We start from the raw sequence: 19,400 nt of genomic DNA, 5'->3' as shown, positions 1-19,400 counted from the left end.
AAAAGTCAATTGAGGTATTACAATTAGCCTCAATTGACTTTTTTCTATATGGAAACTAGTCCTTACCTAGTGTCTTCTTAAAAATATCGTAGAAAGGGTTTAGGGTCTTATCAAATGAGCCAACAAGCGTCTCTAATTGTCCGCCAAACTGACGCTTAAAGTTAAAGTTTCCTTTGCCAGAACTAGCTGCCTCAGTTTCAATAGTACCGTAAAAGTTAAAACGCTTTTTAGCCTTACTTTTAGCATATTTTATCATCTCCCAATGAAGCAAAACCGCCCCACCAAAATTAAGGTAGGCTTCATCATTACCTCCGTAAAAGCTGACAATTTCCGGACCATAATTCATGAAGAGATAAGCTGAAAGCGGTAATTTGTCAGTCTTGATTTGGTAAGACTTGAATTGCTCTAAGCGCTTATAGTAGCTTCTCAGCTGATCCTCCGCATCTGCTATTTGACCCTTGGTACGTTTTTTCTGAGGACCTTCTTTTAAAGCCTGAATCTTGGCTTCAAAAGACTGAATATTCTCGTCAAGATAAGCTAGATAGGCTGGACAATCCAAATAAGCCAACATAAACTTGGCAGATTTGCCAAAACATTTTTTTAGATTTTGAAAATAAACCAGCGGATGAACAGAAAATCCCTTTCTCTCCGCCGTTCGACTTAAAATATCGTAGAACTGGTCAAGTTGATGCTCATCCAACTCTTCAATCTTGACATTCAGAGCAGTGAATTTTTTGAGGTCTCGCTTCAATGATGGAGAAAAGGCAGCAAGAATCTCATCAGAACTAGCAAAATTTTCAATTGGCTTGACAAACATCTGGTTAACTACTAAAGATTGCTCCGAATCCAAAGAGTGCTCAAAACCTAATGTTTCAAATACCTTTAGCACATCACTGGCCTTATCTACTTCGATATTTTCAAGCTTTTCATTTCTAATAAGATTTGTCAGATAAGGGTGTATGGAAAGTGTGGCAATATTTTCTTTCTTAAATAGAGTATTAAAGCCTCAAGTAGCTCTGTCAAACTATCAAGAGAGTGGTAATTTAACAGGGGACCATGCAACAAGAGGGCCTTTTTAAATATACGAAAGCTCTTCTTATAAACGACTATTGTTTGGCCTACCCTTAAGCCATCTCTTTCGAAAACCAGGGCTTCTACTTTTTCTATATGGTCTTGACCTTCCTGAAGTTTGGACATCTCAGCAGACTGCAGAAAATTGGCACACTTTGCGGTTACCTGTGTGTTTTGATAATCCTCAAAACTAACACTTTTAACCCTAATAGACATTACTATCATCCCTTCCGTTTCATCCTATATCCCACATTTCCCTAAAATCATTAAATGCTTTTAATGATTGGCAAAGTTTTCCAAACCAAGAGGGGTATTTAGCGATTATGAATGTTACTCACAGATGATGAGGAAAATTAATTAAATTATTAAAATTACAAACATCATTATATACAAAATTATTGTTTTTGTTAAGCCTTTTGGGTGATTTTCTGAAACTTACATGAATGTTCATCTGATTATAAAAAGTCCTTCCACTTAAATGCAGAAGAACCTTTCTTCACCGATACTTACCTATAACGTCGCAATTGAGGTGGGGTATAAGACTGAACAAAGGCCTCAATTTCAGCAAAATCATCTGTAAAGAGGAATTTTGTAGCCGTTTCAGCCTCTAAAAAATCATGAGCAACCATGGTATCTAACATGGCCTTCATGGCATCATAATAGCCGTTTAGGTTAAAGAAAACACAGGGTTTGTCCAGCTTACCCACACGAGCAGCAGCAATGGCTTCTGAGATTTCTTCAAGTGTTCCGAGACCTCCTGGAAGGGCGATAAAGAGCTCACCCTGCTCTAACATAGCTGTCTTGCGCTCTGCCATCGTTTCTACTATCGTCATTGAGGTCAATCCCTCATAAGCAATTTCTCTATCCTTAAGAAATTGCGGCATAATCCCATGAACCTGTCCACCATTTTCCAAAACAGTATCACCAAGAACCCCCATAAGACCCATCTTACTACCACCATAGACTAGGGTATGTCCATTTTTAGCAATCCAGCGACCTAAGGCAATTGTTGCCTCCTTAAAGCTTGGACTATCTCCCATATTAGCACCCAAATAGACTGTAACTTTCATCGTAGTCCTCCTTTTTATTCTATTATAAGGCAAAATTCCTGCCATAATTGACAGGAATGTTATCTTAATCTTTACGCTCCAAACTACGAAGCATTTCATCAATTTTATTACCGTATTCGATAGATTCATCCTTGATAAAGGTCAAATCTGGGATCTTATACATGGTCAAATTTTTACCAAGTTCACGTTTGATGGTACCAGTCGCCTTTTCAAGTCCCGTTTGGGCCTTTTGACTATCTGATGCCAAGTTTGAATGAATGGTATAAAATACCTTTGCAGCTGACAAATCGCCAAGCATTTGCACATCGGTAATGGTTACATCTTGAACACGTGGATCACGAACCTTCTTTTGAAGAATTTCGTTGACTTCACGTTTAATTTCCATCCCAACACGGTCTATACGAAATGAATTTCCCATAGTCTCATCCTTTCATTTTTTATAATGGAACAAAAGCCAGGCCTGATGACCTAGCTTTGTCTCCTAAGTCAGCTCTTTCTGAGAAATCTGACAAAAATTAACGTTTGATTTCTTCCATGATGTAAGCTTCAATAACGTCGTCAACTTTAATATCGTTATAGTTTTCAATCATCAAACCACCCTCTTGAGCGTTTCCGACTTCTTTAACATCATCTTTAAAGTGTTTCAAACTTGCCAATTTACCATCGAAAATAACAACACCATCACGGATGACACGGGCACTTGATTCACGAGTAATTTTACCGCTAGTAACCATGAATCCACCGATTGTTCCGACTTTAGAAACTTTGAAGGTTTCACGAATGATTGCTTCACCAAGGATTTTTTCTTCAAATTCTGGATCAAGCATCCCTTTCATAGCATCTTCGATTTCTTCAATAACCTTATAGATAATGCTATGAAGACGAATTTCAACTTCATCAGTTTCTGCTTGTTGGCGAGCTTGAGGGGTAGGGCGAACGTTAAATCCGATAACCACAGCGTCTGAAGCTTCCGCAAGTGTAATATCAGATTCATTGATAGCACCTACCGCTGAGTGAACAACGTTCACACGAACGCCTTCAACATCAATCTTAAGAAGTGATGCTGCCAAGGCTTCAACAGAACCTTGTACATCGGCCTTGATGATAACATTAACAGTCTTCATTTCACCAGCTTTAAGGGTATCAAAGAGGTTATCCAGACTAACACGGTGTGTTTGTTGACGTTGCTTCATAAGAGCACGTTTTGCACGTTCTTCACCAGCCGCACGGGCCGCTTTTTCATCTTCATATACGGCAAAATGGTCACCCGCCATAGGAGCTTCATTCAAACCAGTAATGGAAACTGGTGTTGATGGCGCTGCAGTCTTAATACGACGACCAAGGTCATTAGTCATAGCACGGACACGTCCGAAGGTGTTACCAACAACGATTGGGTCTTGAACATGCAAGGTACCTTGTTGAACAAGGAGGGTTGCAACCGCACCTTTACCTTTATCCAAACGCGCTTCAATAACGGTACCGATGGCACGAACTGTTGGGTCAGCTTTAAGTTCTTCCACTTCAGCCACAAGAAGAACTGTTTCAAGCAATTCTTCAATATTTTGACCAAACTTCGCTGAAATTTCAACGAATTCGCTATCCCCACCCCATGCAGTTGAGATAACGCCATGCTCTGCCAATTCACCGATTACACGCTCTGGGTTAGCACCTGGTTTATCAATCTTGTTAATCGCAACAATGATTGGAACACCAGCAGCCTTAGAGTGGTTGATGGCTTCAATAGTTTGTGGCATAACACCGTCATCCGCAGCGACAATCAAGATAGTAATATCTGTAACAGAAGCACCACGGGCACGCATAGATGTAAAGGCCGCGTGTCCTGGAGTATCAAGGAAGGTGATTTTCTTACCACCCTCTTCAATTTGGTAGGCACCAATATGCTGTGTGATACCACCAGCTTCTCCAGTCGCAACACGTGAGTTACGAAGGGTATCAAGAAGGGTTGTTTTACCATGGTCAACGTGTCCCATGATAGTAACAACTGGTGCACGTTCTACCATAGCATCTTTATTGAGGTAGTCTTCGTCAACAAAGAAACGTTCGATATCAGCATTATCGACTTCTTCTTTCTTGGTTGCTTCAATACCGTAGTCAACCATCAACAACTCAATAGTATCCCCATCAAGAGATTGGTTCTGAGTTGCCATAACACCCATCATGAAGAGTTTCTTAACGATTTCAGCTGGCTCACGTTTAATACGTTTTGCGATTTCTGCAACCGTCATGCCTTCAGTGTATTCAAATTCTTTTGGTAATTCATGGAATTTACGCTCTGTTACTGGTTTTGGAGCTGAATTACCACGGTTATTTTTACCTTTTTATTTTTGTTTTTATTCCAGTTACTATTTCGTTGATTTCTCACTTGGTTTTGATTATTCCACTTATTATTTCTTGTTTGCTTAGGTCCATCTTCATTCTCGCGACGATTATCACGTGATTTATCTGGACGTGCCTTTTTACGACGTGTATCTTGTGCTTGCGCAGCTGGAGCTGGTTGAGCAGCCGGTGCTGGCTTGGGAGCTGGCTTAGCTTCAGCAACTGCTTTTTGAGCAGCGACTTCAGCCTGTTGTTTTCTTTTCTTGCCTTTTCTTGCTCTTTCGCACGGCGTTGCTCTGCAGCTTTTTCTTCACGGAAGCGTGTTTCACTTTGACGTGAATATTCTGCATTTTGCTCTGCTTTCAAGGCTGCTGCACGCGCTTTAAAGTCAATACGTGGACCTGCCTGATTGTTGCGGGCAGCATCGTTACGTTTATTTCGACCTTGATCATTGCGCTGTTTAGCTTGGAAATTACGGTCACGATTATTTTTGTTATCACGGTTTCCGTTATTACGGTTTCCTTGACCATTTCCATTTTGGTTACGACGGTCATTATTGTGACGTTTACCTTGATCGTTACCTTGTTTATTGCGATTACGGTTACGGTTGTCACGACCACCACCATTTTGGCGACGCTCTGCTTCTGCCTTAGCACGTGCTTCACGTTCTGCCTTAAAGTTACGACTTTGTGGCTTTTTCGGCGTCACAGGAGCTTCTTTAGCTTCAGCCTTTACGGTTTCCTTAGCAGGAGCCGGTTTGGACGTCGAAGCCTTTTCAGCTTTTGGCGTAACCTTCTCTTTCTTAGGAGCTGGTGCTACTTTTGGAGCAGGCTTACTCTCTGCCTTAGCTGTGCCTCCTTTTAAACTTGAAGTGATACGATTAGCATCAGCTTCTTCAACTGATGAGGAATGGCTTTTAACAGAAAGCCCTAGTTCTTGCGCCTTTGCGACAACAACCTTACTTTCTACACCAACCTCTTTTGCGATTTCATATAATCGTTTCTTTGACACGTGATGCCCTCCTATTCTTTAGTCCATAAGAGTCCTCATTTTCTTTGAAAATCCAGCATCAACCACAGCAACCGTTTTTCTCGGTTTACCAATAGCCATGCTTAATTCCAGTGCGTTAAACACTGTGGAGAATTCTATATTATAGTAGTTACATTTATCAGTCATCTTTTTAGTCACATTACTACCAGCGTCATTGGCAAGAAAGACTAATCTTGCCTTTCCTGATTGAACTGCCTTGATGACAAGTTCTTCGCCAGAAATAAGTTTTCCAGCCCTTTGCGCTAGTCCCAGTAAATTGGACAATTTTTCTGTGTTATTCAAGACCTAACTCTCTTCTTTTGACCTTGTGATCCACATAGGCGATAAGTTCATCGTAAAAACTTTCAGGAACTTCCATTGAAAAACTATGATTAAAAGCTCGTTTCTTTTTAGCTTGGAGAGCTTCCTCATTATCTAATTTAATATAAGCTCCTCGGCCATTTTTCTTTCCTGTTGGATCAATGAAAATTTCACCATCTTTAGTTTTCACAATACGGAGCAAATCACGTTTATCAATGATTTCTCCTGAGACAACTGATTTTCGTAAAGGTATTTTTCGTGTTTTAGCCATCAAACACCTCTATGTTCTTCTTATTCTGCTTCTGTTGTTTCAGTTACTTCTTCTGTTGTGACTTCAACAGGTGTAGTTTCTTCTGCAACAACCTCGTCTACAACTTCTTCTGTAGCAGCCTCAGCTTTTTCAGCTTCAAGAGCTTCATATTCAGTAGCTGACTTGATATCAATACGATAGCCAGTCAAGTGAGCCGCTAAACGAACGTTTTGTCCACGACGACCAATCGCAAGTGACAATTTATTATCTGGAACAACAACTGTCGCACGCTTGCTATCATTTTCGTCAAAGAGGACATAGTCCACTTCAGCAGGTGCAATAGCGTTGTAGATAAACTCAGCTGGATCTTCAACCCATTGAATAACATCAATGTTTTCTTCAACAGGAACTTCAATACCTGTCTTAGCATCCAAACGTGTTGGATGGAAGCGGCTGACCACCTTTTTGATATTATTTCCACCACGCCCAACAATGGTACCAATGGCATCAACGTTAGGGTTATGGCTACGAACAGCAACCTTAGTACGATCACCAGCTTCACGAGACACACTCATAATTTCTACAGTTCCATCAAATACCTCAGGAATCTCTTGTTCCATGATACGTTTGATGAATTCTGGATGGCTACGGCTTACAAAGACGTTAACACCCTTAGGGTTGTTTTCAACTTTATAAACATAAACATCGATGACGTCGTGTGACTTAAAGCTTTCGCCAGGAATTTGGTCTTGGCGTGACAATTGAGCTTCGAGCGTTCCAAGATTGACATAAATGAAACGTTGGTCAAAGCGTTCAACTGTTCCTTGCATGATTTCACCTTCATGTTGCTTATAGTCATTATAAGTGATTTCACGCATCTGCTTGCGCATCTTTTCCATAATGGTTTGTTTGGCAGATTGCGCTGCAACACGGCCAAATTCATCAACTGACTCTTCAAAACGAATCTTATCGCCAAGTTCGTAAGCAGAGCTGATAGCAAGGGCATCTTTCAAGCTAATTTCCAAACGACTATCAAAGACTTCGTCTACAACTTCACGAACGGTATAAACTTGAAAATCACCTGTTTTTTCATTGAATTCAACTACAGCTGATTCTGACTGACCATAACGACGCTTGTAGGCTGACTTAAGCGATTCAACCACGGCATCAATGATGTCTTCCTTGTTAATGTGTTTTTCTTCTTCCAAGACACGGAAGGCTTCTAGCATTTCTTTGCTCATATTCTTTGTTGTTTTAACCTCTAAAGGCCAAAACTGGCATCCTTTCTTTATTTACACTAATAGTTTTAGAGTTTGACTGCCAAACGAGCTTTAGCAACTGTTTGATAGGGAATCTCAACAGTTTTATGGCGAGTCTTATCAAGGTAATCAATTGTTAGGGTTTCCCCATCAAAGGCCACCAAGTCACCTTGGAAAATCTTGATCTTATCAATAGCCTTGTAAAGACTAACATTGATATACTGACCAACAGCATTTGTCAAAGCTTCTTTGGTTTTTAAGGGACGCTCTAACCCTGGACTAGAAACTTCCAGCATGTATTGATCCGGGAAAGGATCAGGCTGAATAGTATCCAAGAGGGGACTGATAATTTCAGTCAAGTCTGCAGTATCTTCTACAGTAATACCTCCTGGCTTATCAATCAAAACTGACAAGACATAGTCACCGCCAAGCTTTTCGTACTCGATATCGACCAGTTCGTATGGCTCAGGAATAGCTGGAGCTACGACTGCCGTCACGAGATCAATAATTTTTTGCGACATTATGACCTCCTTACACACACAAGAGACGAAGTTTCTACTCCGCCTCTCTTTCATTATTTTCCTATATTATAGCATAGCTCATAAACCATTGCAAGGAATAACCATATCACAAGATAGACATAAGAAAAAGGATGGGAATTCCCAATCCTTCTATTGCGTCGCCGGAGCAGAACTATAAGTAGTCACACCAGAACCACCATTATTGTAAGTGGCACTTGCCGTACCTTGATCCTGAACATAGCTACCTGTTGTACCACTATAATTACTGCTATAAGTGGTGTTCCCACCATAAGTATTTACTGAAGCACTACCCGCTCCCTCTACAGTGGCACCCTCATACACTCCAGAGGATTCATTAGAGGCTGCATTTGATTTCGAATTAACGAAACTATCAGAGCCATAACTTGATGCTCCTGAGCCAGAGAGAACCAAGGATGTCTTAAGATTAGACTCAGAAACCTTTTTCTTACCGACTTCTTTTCTAATACGGTTCTGTACTTTCAGGATATCTTCAGTTGAAGCCATTTGGTAGCTTCCACCATTAATCATGGCATCCGAACCAGCCAACTGATAAGACTTAATATTTTTAAGGGCATCACTATAACCCATCAAACTACGGAGAGTATCTGTATCACCAAGTTCAATACTTGTTTGCACATTTGAGCTCACAGCTGATAAGATTTTTTGTAGGAACCAATAGAGTCCATCTTCAAAATCTTGGCAACAACCTTCTGAATAACCTCACGTTGACGTTTTTGACGACCATAGTCACCATCAGGGTCATCATAACGCATACGCGAATAAACCAAGGCTTGTTCACCATTAATTTTGTGGGTTCCTGGCTCAACTTTTGCCTGAAATTCTGGTTCATTCTCTGCAATTGAAATTGGAAAATCGAAATGATTGGTTACTTCAATACCACCTACGGCATTAACCAGATCTATCATCCCTTGCATATTAATCAGTGCATAATAGTCAATATCAATGTCTAAAACCTTTTGAATCGTCGAGATAGCCAAGTCGGCGCCTCCCTCAGCATAGGCTGCATTCAGTTTGGCTTGTCCCGACCCCTCTATATCCGTTAACAGGTCACGTTCTAGACTGGTCATGGTTGTCTTCTTAGTCTCAGGATTCACCGTCACCAAAATCATGGTATCAGAGTTCCCTTCCCAGGTTTCCTTACGTTCTTTAGACCCCGTATCTACCCCCATTAACAAGATAGTTATCGGTTTAGTCTGCTGAATCGCCTTGCTATTACCTGTGGTTGCCTTAGACATCCTAAATGTCTTTGATAATTCACCAGTCGCATAGTTGTAGGTTGTTGTTAGATAAATACCCGCAGCTACTACAGTAGTGGCAAAAATCGCCAACAACATTAATAAAATTTTTCGTCCAAGTTTCATATTTTTCCTAATCTATAAGTTTAGCCATAAGGTAAACGTCTAGAAATTCTCCATTTTTAGTTCTGGCACCACGTTTCTTAGTGCCTTCGATGTCAAATCCAAATTTACGATAGAGGTGAACTGCCCGTTCATTACGTGCTTGAACCGTCAACTCTAAACGACGAATAGCTGGTGTATGATTGGCCCAATCAATCATTAATTCCATAAGAGACTGACCAACGCCATGTCCCCAATAGAGCTTAGAGACCGCAATAAAGACATCACCGATATGACTGGTTTTAGTGTCTTGGTCAGCAGTAACATTGCAAACACCAATGACCTCATGGCCTAATTTCGCCACTAAACAAATTTCGTTAGTCACATTTTGGCGACTATCAATATAAGATGCTAGCTGTTCAGCACTCAGGACAGAACTCCTATCATCCTGGGCTAGAAAGTCTGACTCCAAGGCCACCGTCTCAAGTAATAAGGCCAACGAAGTTGCATCTTCTCTTTGGGCTTCTTCAATGACTAATTCTTGCTCAGCCATTTAATATAGCCTCCTGAATTTCTTGGCTTCTCGGTCCAAAAGCTTCGAACGTCAACTGTCGTCCATCATCATGATGAGCTATCGAAATCAAGAGATAATCCCCTAAGAGATCCTCATCCAAGAGCTCACCCCACTCTATAATCGTCACACCGTCGCCATATAGAAAATCATCCAAGTCAATAGAGTCTGGATCATCGCCTATACGATATACATCTAAATGATATAGTGGCAAACGTCCTTCATACTCCCTAACGATAGTGTAGGTCGGACTTTTAATCATCTGTGAAATATTTAAACCTTTGGCAATCCCTTTCGTTAAAGTGGTTTTGCCCGCTCCCAGATCACCTGAGAGAACAATTATATCACCAGAATTGAGCAGGCTACCAATGTTTTGGCCAATACTTATCAATTCCTCTTCATTTCGACTGTAAATCATGTTTTCATTATATCAAAAAATAAAAATATGGACTAGAATCCGCTGTAAATTTCCAGTAAAATCATGCAAATAATGACTCCTCTCAACCGCAAGTGCAGAGACGATACACTAATTAAAAACTTATCTTAGCTTTATTTAGTACTCATAAAATTAAATCTCAAACATCTATTTGTCTTGATTTCAATTTCCTTTAAAAAACAGCCTTAAAAATAGGAAAATCGTACTTCACAAGAGAACTAAAAAAGCCCGACACAAGTGCCAGACTTTTGTATGATTCAAACTTTAGAGCACAGCCATACTGATAAAATTAAGGATAAATAGGATATCCAAAATCCACATAATGAGGTGAACATCCTTAGCTTGACCTTTAACAATTTTCACCAAAGTATAAGTAAGGAAACCAGCTGCGATACCATAGGTAATACTATATGAGAATCCCATGAAAATAGAAGTGAAGAAGGCAGGAATAGCTTCAGACAAGTCTTCCCAATCGACACTCTTAAGGTTAGAGAGCATCATAACACCTACAATAATAAGAATAGGCGCTGTTGCCGCATTTGGAACGATTGACACCACTGGACTAAAGAAACTAGAAATGGCAAAGAGTACAGCAACCACAAGAGCTGTCAAACCAGTACGTCCACCAGCACCAATACCTGCTGCAGATTCAACGTAAGTTGTAACGTTTGAAGTCCCTGCAATGGCACCAATACTTGTACCAACAAGGTCAGAGTAAAGAGCACGGTCAAGAGCTTTTGATTCGTTGTTATCACCTGTTGAAGCAATGATACCAACCTTCTCACCAGTACCGATTAAGGTACCGATAGTATCGAAGATATCAGTCAATGAGAAGGCAAGGATAGCCATAAAGACACCAGACAAACGAGAAACGTCTGCAAAGAGTGATCCCAATCCCTTAGATCCAAGCGCTGCACCAAAGACCTGACCAAGATCTTTAATAGATGATGTCAAGCTAGCTGCGTGCCAATCGATGCTTCCAAGATCAACGACACCAGCAAAAATAGCAATGATAGTCGTTACGAGGATTGAAAGAAGAACTCCACCACGAATACCTTTAACAATAAAGAAAATCGCAATCGCAAGACCAATCAAACCTACAATTACAGTTGGATTATTGAAGGCAACCAAACCTGGTGTAGCTGACGATGAAGCTGTAATTGACGCCTTGGCCATGTCAGCACCTTTACCTGCTACAGTGTAGGTATGTGGATTAATTGAGAATTTCAAGAAACCAGCATTTTTAATCCCAACATAGGCAAGGAAAACACCGATACCTGCTGAAATAGCAGATTTGAGAGCTGTTGGAATAGACTCAATAATCATCTTACGTACTTTAGTTACCGTGATGATCAATGAAATAACACCACATAGAAAGACCATTGCTAAGGCCTCTTGCCAAGTGTAACCCAAAGAAAAGACCACTGTGTAGGTGAAGAAGGCATTAAGCCCCATACCAGGCGCTTGAGCGTATGGTAGGTTAGCATAAAATGCCATCATCAATGTCCCTGCAACCGCACCAATAATTGTTGCTAAGAAAACACCTTGTGCAGGCATTCCTGTTTGGGCCAACATCGCTGGGTTAACAAAGAGGATGTAAGACATGGCAAAGAAAGTTGTCAATCCGGCAGTCACTTCTGTGCGGACATCAGTACCATGTTCTTTCAATTTGAAAAACTTTTCCATGAAAGTTTAGACTCCTTAATAAAAAATATTGTCAAAATCCGAATAATTTCGGAACATTCTCATGTAGAATGCAACATTACTATTCTACATGAAATCATTTGACGGTGCAAGGTTTATTTCCTGAGACTTTTCTTATGAAAAACCGAACGTTCTTAGAAAGCTCTTTCTTAATCACCAACAAAGGACAGATTTTTGCTATAATAGGAACATGACAAAAAATTGATTGCACTAGATCTTGATGGAACGTTATTACGCCCAGATGGAACTATTTCAGAATTTACACAAAAAACGATTAAAGACGTACAAAACAAAGGACACCAAGTCGTTATTGCTACAGGTCGTCCTTATCGTATGGCTATTGACCATTACAAAACACTAGGGTTAGAAACACCACTCATCACCTTCAACGGCTCTTTGACCAATCTTCCAGACCAAGACTGGGCTTATGAGCATTCGGTTAAATTAGATAAGAAATATCTGATTAGCCTCTTACAACGCCATGATGAATTAGAGATGGATTTTCTGGCTAGTGAATATCGAAAACACTTCTATATCACTATGAATCACCCAGAGCGTATTCAACCACAACTCTTTGGTGTTGATAAAATTATTGAGGCTATGCGTTTAGAACCAACTAAAATCACGCGCAACCCAAATGCTCTTCTTATGCAAACTCGTCACGAAGATAAGTACCAGCTAGCCGATGATATCAAGAAAGACTTCAAGGAAGAAATTGAAGTTGATTCTTGGGGTGGCCCGCTTAATATTTTGGAATTTTCGCCTAAAGGTATTAACAAGGCCTACGCCCTGAACTACTTACTTAAGGCCATGCGTAAATCAACGGATGATTTGATTGCTTTTGGTGACGAACACAATGACACAGAGATGTTGGAACTTGCTAAAACTGGTTATGCCATGAAGAATGCTAGCTCTGTCCTTCTTCCCCACGCTAACGAACAAATTGAGTGGACTAATGAAGAGGATGGCGTTGCTCGCAAACTTCAAGAACTCTTTTTATAAACAAGAAAAGACACTGAAAATTTCTTCGGTGTCTTTTGTTCTGATTAAGGTAAAATAGCCACTGCACGCACTGGGGAACCTGTCGCCTTGTCCCAGTGAGGAAATGCAATTGAAATCAAAGCACCAACGGCTGGAACTTGATCCAATTGGTTCAAGACTTCTACCTGATAAATGTTTTGTTCCAAGAGGTAGTATTCGTTAACCAAGCCATGTTCTGCTGCTGGAATACCAGCATCTGTATCAAAAGTCTCATGACCGACAGCCTTAACATGGCGTTCATGAATCAAGAATTCTAGAGCTTCGCGGCTCCAACCTGGACTTTGCTGAACCCCATTTTCATCAAGGTTGCGCATAGCATCTTGATCTGGCCAACGCTTCGACCAATCATTACGAAAAGCGACAAAGGCCCCTTCAACAATTCGTCCATGTTCTGCTTCAAAGTCTAAGATATCTTGTTTGCTCAAGACAAAGTTTGGACTCGCAGCAACTTCTTTAGACTTGTCGATAACATAGAGTGGTAAAAGAAGATCTTTGAGGGCAATCTCATCCAACCAACGACCACCTTCTACAAAGTGAATCGGTGCATCAATATGCGTTCCGTATTGACCAACCACTGTAAATTTTTGAACATGGAAACCATCTTTTAATGTGAAAAGATCTTCTTGTTTCAAAGCAGGAAGGGCTGGGAAATGTGGACTTTCCGCATTAATTTTGTGGGTCAAGTCAACCCATTTCTTAGATTGCAATTCATTATAAATACTTAGTAAATCTGACATAAGGAGGCCCTCTTTTCTTATAGATTTAACCTTAAATAGTTAATTGAAGAAATTATAGCAGCCAACACCAGCTATTACAAGCTTTTATCTCATTTTTTCTTAATCCTATTTCCTCTAGTTAAATATAGCTTAAAACTATATTTAACACTTATTGTCTAAAAAAAAGTATATTTGCAATAATTTGATGTTTTTTTCAATTATATGACACTTTTGTTACGAAAACCATTGACAAATTCATGGTAACGTCCTATAATTAGAGTGTTCTAATTTTCGAGGGACTAAAAAAATATTGTTGTCATTTCATACTGATCGATGCTAATACCAATAATCATTTTTCTATTCCTAAGAAACAATATATAAAAGGAGGAAGAACACTAATGGGTATCGGTATTATTATTGCTAGCCATGGTAAATTCGCTGAAGGTATTCACCAATCAGGTTCTATGATTTTTGGTGAACAAGAGAAAGTTCAAGTGGTTACTTTCATGCCAAATGAAGGTCCTGACGACTTGTACGCTCACTTCAAAGATGCCATTGCTCAATTTGACGCTGACGACGAAATTCTAGTCCTTGCAGACCTTTGGTCTGGATCACCATTTAACCAGGCAAGCCGAATTAAGGAAGAAAATCCTGATCGCAAGATGGTTATCGTGACAGGACTCAACTTACCAATGCTTATCCAAGCATATACGGAACGTATGGTAGCTCCTGATGCTGGGGTTGAAGAGATTGTCGCTAACATTTATAAGGAAACAAAAGAAGGCGTTAAAGTCCTTCCAGAAGGCCTTATTCCTGAAGAAGACACTAAACCAGCAGACGCTAAACCTTCTATTCCTAAGGGTACCATTCCTGAAGGAACAGTACTTGGTGATGGAAAAATCAAATACGTTTTGGCTCGTGTTGACACACGTCTCCTCCACGGTCAGGTTGCGACTGGTTGGACTCACTCAACTCACCCAGACCGTATCATCGTTGTTTCAGACACTGTTTGTCATGATAAACTTCGTACAAACATGATTAAACAAGCCGCTCCATCTGGTGTTCAAGTTCACGTTATCCCAATTAAAAACATGGTTAAAGCAAACAATGACCCACGTTTTGGTGATACACGTGCTATGCTTCTCTTTGAATCTGTTGAAGAGGCTCTTGCTGCTGTTAAAGCAGGTGTTGATATTAAAGAAATCAACCTTGGTTCTTCAGCTTATAAAGAAGGAAAAGTCAACGTTACTAAAGCTCTTTCATTTGACCAAACAGATGTGGATGCTATCAAAGAGTTGCAATCATTGGGTGTCAAATTTGACGTTCGTGGGGTACCAAGTGATAGCCCAGCAAACGTTGATGCCTTGATTAAGTCAGCTGAAACTAAATTAGCAGAGAAGAAATAATTTTGGAGGATGCATAAATGAGTTTAGTACAAATTATTTTAGTCGTAATTGTTGCTTTCATCATCGGTTGTAGCTCAGTTAACGACCAAATCGAAACATACCAGCCAGTTGTGGCTTGTTCCCTTATCGGTCTTGTTACTGGTCATCTCGAACTCGGCGTAATGTTGGGTGGTAGCTTACAATTGATCACTATGGGATGGGCAAACGTTGGTGCTGCCATGGCACCAGATGCCTCACTTGCCGCTGTAGCTTCTACAATCATCCTTATCTTGGGTGGTCAAGGAGCTAAAGGAATTGGTCCAGCCATCGCCCTTGCGGTTCCTTTGGCTGTTGCCGGTCTTGCCTTGACAATGTTTGTCCGTACTGCAACTGTCTTCATCGCTCACATTATGGATAGTCGTGCTGAAGATGCTGATATCGCTGGTATTGAAAGATGGCACTTTATCGGTATGTCCCTCCAAGGTCTCCGTGTTGCTATCCCTGCCCTCCTCTTGCTATTGATTCCTGCACACCTTGTACAATCTGGTCTTGAATCTATGCCTGAATGGTTAACATCAGGTATGACAATCGGTGGTGGTATGGTTGTAGCCGTTGGTTATGCCATGGTTATCAACATGATGTCTAGTCGCGAAGTTTGGCCATTCTTCTTCCTTGGTTTTGCTTTGGCTGCCCTCAAAGAATTGACCTTGATTAGCTTGGGTATCATCGGCCTCTGTCTTGCCGTTATGTACCTTGCACTTGAAGCTAGTGGTTCAAATGGTTCTTCAAATGATGGAGGATCAGGTGATCCCCTCGGTGAAATTCTGGAAGACTTTTAATTAGGAGGAAAGAAAATGGCTGATTCAAAAATTAAATTAACAAAAGCAGATCGTTTCAAAGCTTTCTTGCGCTCATACTTCCTTTTAGCTTCATTCAACTATGAACGTATGCAAAATGGTGGTGTGGCTTACACCCTTATTCCTGCAATCAAAAAACTTTATCAAACAAAAGAAGAACGTGTAGCTGCTCTTAAACGTCACTTGGAATTCTTCAATACACAACCATTCATGGCTAACCCAATCTTTGGGGTTACACTTGCCTTGGAAGAAGAACGTGCTAACGGGGCGGACATCGATGATGCCGCTATCTCAGGGGTTAAGGTTGGTATGATGGGGCCTCTTGCAGGTGCCGGTGACCCTCTCTTCTGGTTTACCCTTCGCCCAATCTTCCTTTCATTAGGAGCAGGTTTGGCTGTTTCAGGTAACATCTTGGGACCTATCGTCTTCTTCGTACTTTGGAATGCTATGGTCGCTGCCGTTAAATGGTACACTCAAGAGTTTGGTTATAGAGCTGGTGCTGCGATTACAGACGACGTATCTGGTAACCTTCTTCAACAAGTAACTCGTGGCGCATCAATGATGGGGATGTTCGTTATCGGTTCTCTTATCCAACGTTGGGTAAGCATTACCTTCACACCAGTTGTCTCTACTGTTAAACAACAAGAAGGAGCTTATATCGATTGGGATAAACTTCCAAAAGGTATTGCCGGTGTTAAAGAAGCCTTCCATCAACAAGCTGCCGGTCGCTCTCTTGACGTTAACAAAGTGACAACCTTGCAAGATAACTTGAACCAATTGATTCCTGGTCTTGCTGCCCTTGGTTTGACTTTCCTCTGCATGTACCTTCTTAAGAGAAAAGTTTCTCCAATTGTTATCATCTTGGGTATCTTTGTTCTAGCTATTGTACTCCACATTATTGGTCTACTCTAATCGGAGCAAGGTATGGTTAAATCGCTCAATACCGAAATGGCTCACACATCTAAGGGAACTTGGTTCCGTGAAGGGCCTATTTACGGAAATATCATGGTCGGTGATAAGGCCTTCGAATTTTACAATGATACGAAGTTACAAGACTACGTTCAAATTCCTTGGGATGAAATCACTTATGTGATTGCCGATGTCTACTTCGGTGGTAAGTTCATCCCACGTTTTGAAATCCGTACTAAGCAAAATGGACGTTTCCGTTTTGCCAGTCGAAAAAGCCGAATAACTTTGAAAGAAATTCAAAAAAGAATTCCTCGAGAAAGTTTAAGAAAAGCACCTAGCTTCATCGTTGTTCTCAAACAAGGCTTTAAGAATCTTTTCCGACTCATTGTCAAGAAGAAATAATCTCCGAGTATTATAAAAAGATTGTCCAATCTAATGGTTGGGCAATCTTTTTATAATGTTTTGCTCATTTTTGAAAGAAATTGACTTCTTTTGAAATTTTTTCTCACTAGCTATTGACATCTGCGTGAAAGCGTTTTACAATATGATTGTTCTTGATTTCTTATGTTTAAAAAGATTGAGAGACGCTTTTTTAGCGTCTTGATAAAAATCGGAGATAGTCTTTTTAAGCCTAGGAAAAAATAATTTATAAGGAGGAGAACACGAATGGGTATCGGTATTATTATTGCCAGCCATGGTAAGTTCGCTGAAGGGATCCACCAATCAGGCTCTATGATTTTTGGAGACCAAGAGAAAGTTCAAGTCGTAACTTTCATGCCAAGTGAAGGTCCTGATGACTTGTACGCTCACTTCAACGACGCCATTGCACAATTCGATGCTGATGATGAAATTCTTGTTTTGGCTGACCTTTGGTCTGGTTCACCATTTAACCAAGCTAGCCGAATTGCTGGAGAAAATCCAGATCGCAAGATTGCTATCATCACAGGACTTAACTTGCCAATGCTAATCCAAGCATACACTGAACGTATGATGGATGCTAACGCTACTGCAGAGCAAGTTGCTGCTAATATCATCAAGGAAGCTAAGGGTGGTATCAAGGCACTTCCAGAGGAGCTTAATCCAGCTGAGGAAACAACAGCAGCTCCTGTAGAAGCTGCTGCACCTCAAGGAGCTATCCCAGAAGGGACAGTTATCGGAGATGGTAAACTCAAGATTAACTTGGCACGTTTGGACACACGTCTCTTGCATGGTCAGGTAGCAACTAACTGGACACCTGCTTCTAAAGCAGACCGTATCATTGTTGCTTCAGATGACGTTGCTAAAGATGAGCTTCGTAAAGAATTGATCAAACAAGCAGCACCAAATGGGGTTAAAGCAAACGTTGTTCCAATTCAAAAATTGATTGATGCTTCTAAGGACCCTCGCTTTGGTAACACACACGCGCTTATCTTGTTCGAAACTGTTCAAGACGCACTTCGTGCTATCGAAGGTGGCGTGCCAATCAAAGAACTTAACGTTGGTTCTATGGCTCACTCAACTGGTAAAACAATGGTTAACAACGTTTTGTCTATGGACAAAGACGATGTTGCTTGCTTCGAAAAATTGCGTGACCTTGGCGTTGAATTCGACGTCCGTAAGGTACCAAATGATTCTAAGAAAGATTTGTTCGACCTTATCAAAAAAGCTAACGTTCAATAACCTTCATTCAGATAAATTAGTTGATAATCTCAGCTAACCACAACTCAATAGAAAAGGAATTATTACCATGTCAGATATGTCAATTATTTCTGCAATTTTGGTCGTAGTTGTTGCCTTCCTTGCTGGTCTTGAAGGTATCCTTGACCAATTCCAATTCCACCAACCACTTGTTGCATGTACCCTCATCGGTGCTGCTACAGGTAACCTCACTGCAGGTATCATGCTTGGTGGTTCTCTTCAAATGATCGCCCTTGCTTGGGCTAATATCGGTGCCGCTGTCGCTCCTGACGCTGCCCTTGCCTCTGTTGCTGCTGCCATTATTTTGGTTAAAGGTGGTAACTTCACAACTGAAGGTATCGGTGTTGCGACTGCAACAGCTATCCCACTTGCGGTTGCCGGTCTCTTCCTAACTATGCTTGTTCGTACAGCATCTGTTGCCCTTGTTCATGCCGCAGATAAAGCTGCAGAAAACGGAAACATCGCTGGTGTTGAACGCGCACACTACCTCGCCCTCCTTCTTCAAGGTTTGCGTATTGCTGTGCCAGCTGCCCTTCTTCTTGCTATCCCAGCAGAATCTGTTCAACATGCTCTTGGATTGATGCCTGACTGGCTCAACCACGGTATGGTTGTCGGTGGTGGTATGGTCGTAGCCGTTGGTTACGCCATGGTTATCAACATGATGGCAACTCGTGAAGTTTGGCCATTCTTCGCCATCGGTTTTGCTTTTGCTGCTATTAGCCAATTGACACTTATCGCTCTTGGTGCTATCGGTGTCGCTATTGCCTTCATCTACCTCAACCTTTCTAAACAAGGTGGCGGAAATGGTGGCGGAACTTCAACTGGTTCAGGCGACCCAATCGGCGATATCTTGGAAGACTACTAGGA

Annotated in this window: 17 protein-coding genes and 3 pseudogenes; 7 read left to right on the top strand and 13 right to left on the bottom strand. The window is 40.9% G+C overall.

Features of this window, described 5'->3' with window-relative positions:
• Positions 1-55: 55 nt before the first annotated feature.
• From HSISS2_RS01720 to HSISS2_RS01660, 12 genes and pseudogenes are all read right to left on the bottom strand, one after another.
• Positions 56-1,287: pseudogene (locus HSISS2_RS01720) on the bottom strand (peptidoglycan bridge formation glycyltransferase FemA/FemB family protein).
• Positions 1,288-1,577: 290 nt separating this feature from the next.
• The gene (locus tag HSISS2_RS01715) at positions 1,578-2,141 is read right to left on the bottom strand and encodes a TIGR00730 family Rossman fold protein (RefSeq protein ID WP_021145061.1); all 564 of its coding nucleotides are present in this window, start codon (positions 2,139-2,141) and stop codon (positions 1,578-1,580) included.
• 64 nt (positions 2,142-2,205) lie between these two features.
• A complete protein-coding gene (gene rbfA / locus HSISS2_RS01710) occupies positions 2,206-2,559 on the bottom strand; it encodes a 30S ribosome-binding factor RbfA (RefSeq protein WP_021145060.1) in 354 nt (117 codons plus the stop codon).
• A gap of 97 nt (positions 2,560-2,656) precedes the next feature.
• Positions 2,657-5,489, bottom strand: a pseudogene (gene infB, locus HSISS2_RS10605) (translation initiation factor IF-2).
• 18 nt (positions 5,490-5,507) lie between these two features.
• Entirely contained in the window at positions 5,508-5,810 is a 303-nt protein-coding gene (locus HSISS2_RS01695) for a YlxQ-related RNA-binding protein (protein WP_002889162.1), read from the bottom strand.
• Positions 5,803-6,099: a YlxR family protein gene (locus HSISS2_RS01690; protein ID WP_008535929.1), complete on the bottom strand. Its 297-nt coding sequence runs from the start codon at positions 6,097-6,099 to the stop codon at positions 5,803-5,805. The genes HSISS2_RS01695 and HSISS2_RS01690 overlap by 8 nt, the downstream gene beginning before the upstream one ends.
• A 20-nt stretch (positions 6,100-6,119) precedes the next feature.
• Complete coding sequence (nusA, locus tag HSISS2_RS01685; protein WP_042766894.1) at positions 6,120-7,319, bottom strand: transcription termination factor NusA; 1,200 nt, start codon at positions 7,317-7,319, stop codon at positions 6,120-6,122.
• Positions 7,320-7,384: 65 nt separating this feature from the next.
• Entirely contained in the window at positions 7,385-7,858 is a 474-nt protein-coding gene (gene rimP / locus HSISS2_RS01680) for a ribosome maturation factor RimP (RefSeq protein ID WP_002883745.1), read from the bottom strand.
• 150 nt (positions 7,859-8,008) lie between these two features.
• Positions 8,009-9,261: pseudogene (locus HSISS2_RS01675) on the bottom strand (LCP family protein).
• Positions 9,262-9,268: 7 nt separating this feature from the next.
• Complete coding sequence (locus tag HSISS2_RS01670) at positions 9,269-9,790, bottom strand: GNAT family N-acetyltransferase (RefSeq protein WP_021145054.1); 522 nt, start codon at positions 9,788-9,790, stop codon at positions 9,269-9,271.
• Positions 9,783-10,226 carry a tRNA (adenosine(37)-N6)-threonylcarbamoyltransferase complex ATPase subunit type 1 TsaE gene (gene tsaE, locus HSISS2_RS01665; protein ID WP_021145053.1) on the bottom strand — a complete coding sequence of 148 codons (444 nt, stop codon included), beginning with the start codon at positions 10,224-10,226 and terminating at the stop codon, positions 9,783-9,785. Before tsaE ends, HSISS2_RS01670 begins: the two co-directional genes overlap by 8 nt.
• A 282-nt stretch (positions 10,227-10,508) precedes the next feature.
• Positions 10,509-11,930, bottom strand: coding sequence for an NCS2 family permease (locus HSISS2_RS01660; RefSeq protein ID WP_021145052.1), 1,422 nt, complete (start codon positions 11,928-11,930; stop codon positions 10,509-10,511).
• 219 nt (positions 11,931-12,149) lie between these two features.
• Here HSISS2_RS01660 and HSISS2_RS01655 point away from each other — a divergent pair, with 219 nt between their 5' ends.
• Positions 12,150-12,950, top strand: a complete 801-nt coding sequence (locus HSISS2_RS01655) for an HAD family hydrolase (RefSeq protein WP_021145051.1) — start codon at positions 12,150-12,152, stop codon at positions 12,948-12,950.
• A gap of 44 nt (positions 12,951-12,994) precedes the next feature.
• Here HSISS2_RS01655 and HSISS2_RS01650 read toward each other — a convergent pair whose 3' ends face one another.
• Positions 12,995-13,726, bottom strand: coding sequence for a cyclase family protein (locus HSISS2_RS01650; RefSeq protein ID WP_021145050.1), 732 nt, complete (start codon positions 13,724-13,726; stop codon positions 12,995-12,997).
• 377 nt (positions 13,727-14,103) lie between these two features.
• Here HSISS2_RS01650 and HSISS2_RS01645 point away from each other — a divergent pair, with 377 nt between their 5' ends.
• The 6 genes from HSISS2_RS01645 (at position 14,104) to HSISS2_RS01620 (ending at position 19,398) form a co-directional block, all read left to right on the top strand.
• On the top strand, positions 14,104-15,111 hold the full coding sequence (locus HSISS2_RS01645) for a PTS sugar transporter subunit IIB (protein WP_021145049.1): 1,008 nt from the start codon (positions 14,104-14,106) through the stop codon (positions 15,109-15,111).
• 17 nt (positions 15,112-15,128) lie between these two features.
• A complete protein-coding gene (locus tag HSISS2_RS01640; RefSeq protein WP_021145048.1) occupies positions 15,129-15,929 on the top strand; it encodes a PTS mannose/fructose/sorbose transporter subunit IIC in 801 nt (266 codons plus the stop codon).
• Positions 15,930-15,944: 15 nt separating this feature from the next.
• Complete coding sequence (locus HSISS2_RS01635) at positions 15,945-16,859, top strand: PTS system mannose/fructose/sorbose family transporter subunit IID (protein WP_021145047.1); 915 nt, start codon at positions 15,945-15,947, stop codon at positions 16,857-16,859.
• A 12-nt stretch (positions 16,860-16,871) separates the two neighbouring features.
• Complete coding sequence (locus HSISS2_RS01630) at positions 16,872-17,258, top strand: DUF956 family protein (RefSeq protein WP_021145046.1); 387 nt, start codon at positions 16,872-16,874, stop codon at positions 17,256-17,258.
• Positions 17,259-17,522: 264 nt separating this feature from the next.
• Entirely contained in the window at positions 17,523-18,515 is a 993-nt protein-coding gene (locus HSISS2_RS01625; RefSeq protein ID WP_002883770.1) for a PTS sugar transporter subunit IIB, read from the top strand.
• A gap of 67 nt (positions 18,516-18,582) precedes the next feature.
• Positions 18,583-19,398 carry a PTS mannose/fructose/sorbose transporter subunit IIC gene (locus HSISS2_RS01620; RefSeq protein WP_021145045.1) on the top strand — a complete coding sequence of 272 codons (816 nt, stop codon included), beginning with the start codon at positions 18,583-18,585 and terminating at the stop codon, positions 19,396-19,398.
• Positions 19,399-19,400: the final 2 nt, after the last annotated feature.

It is taken from the genome of Streptococcus sp. HSISS2 (genome assembly GCF_000448665.1).
Classification (GTDB): Bacteria; Bacillota; Bacilli; order Lactobacillales; family Streptococcaceae; genus Streptococcus; species Streptococcus raffinosi.
Note: the sequence above shows the minus strand (reverse complement) of the source record. Positions and strands in the feature narration are given on the sequence as shown.

Excerpts from the sequence above, each read along its gene's own strand:
- HSISS2_RS01715 (WP_021145061.1), bottom strand. The coding sequence starts at position 2,141 with ATGAAAGTTACAGTCTATTTGGGTGCTAATATGGGAGATAGTCCAAGC.
- rbfA (WP_021145060.1), bottom strand. The coding sequence starts at position 2,559 with ATGGGAAATTCATTTCGTATAGACCGTGTTGGGATGGAAATTAAACGT.
- HSISS2_RS01690 (WP_008535929.1), bottom strand. The coding sequence starts at position 6,099 with ATGGCTAAAACACGAAAAATACCTTTACGAAAATCAGTTGTCTCAGGA.
- nusA (WP_042766894.1), bottom strand. The coding sequence starts at position 7,319 with ATGAGCAAAGAAATGCTAGAAGCCTTCCGTGTCTTGGAAGAAGAAAAA.
- rimP (WP_002883745.1), bottom strand. The coding sequence starts at position 7,858 with ATGTCGCAAAAAATTATTGATCTCGTGACGGCAGTCGTAGCTCCAGCT.
- HSISS2_RS01670 (WP_021145054.1), bottom strand. The coding sequence starts at position 9,790 with ATGGCTGAGCAAGAATTAGTCATTGAAGAAGCCCAAAGAGAAGATGCA.
- tsaE (WP_021145053.1), bottom strand. The coding sequence starts at position 10,226 with ATGATTTACAGTCGAAATGAAGAGGAATTGATAAGTATTGGCCAAAAC.
- HSISS2_RS01660 (WP_021145052.1), bottom strand. The coding sequence starts at position 11,930 with ATGGAAAAGTTTTTCAAATTGAAAGAACATGGTACTGATGTCCGCACA.
- HSISS2_RS01650 (WP_021145050.1), bottom strand. The coding sequence starts at position 13,726 with ATGTCAGATTTACTAAGTATTTATAATGAATTGCAATCTAAGAAATGG.
- HSISS2_RS01645 (WP_021145049.1), top strand. The coding sequence starts at position 14,104 with ATGGGTATCGGTATTATTATTGCTAGCCATGGTAAATTCGCTGAAGGT.
- HSISS2_RS01640 (WP_021145048.1), top strand. The coding sequence starts at position 15,129 with ATGAGTTTAGTACAAATTATTTTAGTCGTAATTGTTGCTTTCATCATC.
- HSISS2_RS01635 (WP_021145047.1), top strand. The coding sequence starts at position 15,945 with ATGGCTGATTCAAAAATTAAATTAACAAAAGCAGATCGTTTCAAAGCT.
- HSISS2_RS01630 (WP_021145046.1), top strand. The coding sequence starts at position 16,872 with ATGGTTAAATCGCTCAATACCGAAATGGCTCACACATCTAAGGGAACT.
- HSISS2_RS01625 (WP_002883770.1), top strand. The coding sequence starts at position 17,523 with ATGGGTATCGGTATTATTATTGCCAGCCATGGTAAGTTCGCTGAAGGG.
- HSISS2_RS01620 (WP_021145045.1), top strand. The coding sequence starts at position 18,583 with ATGTCAGATATGTCAATTATTTCTGCAATTTTGGTCGTAGTTGTTGCC.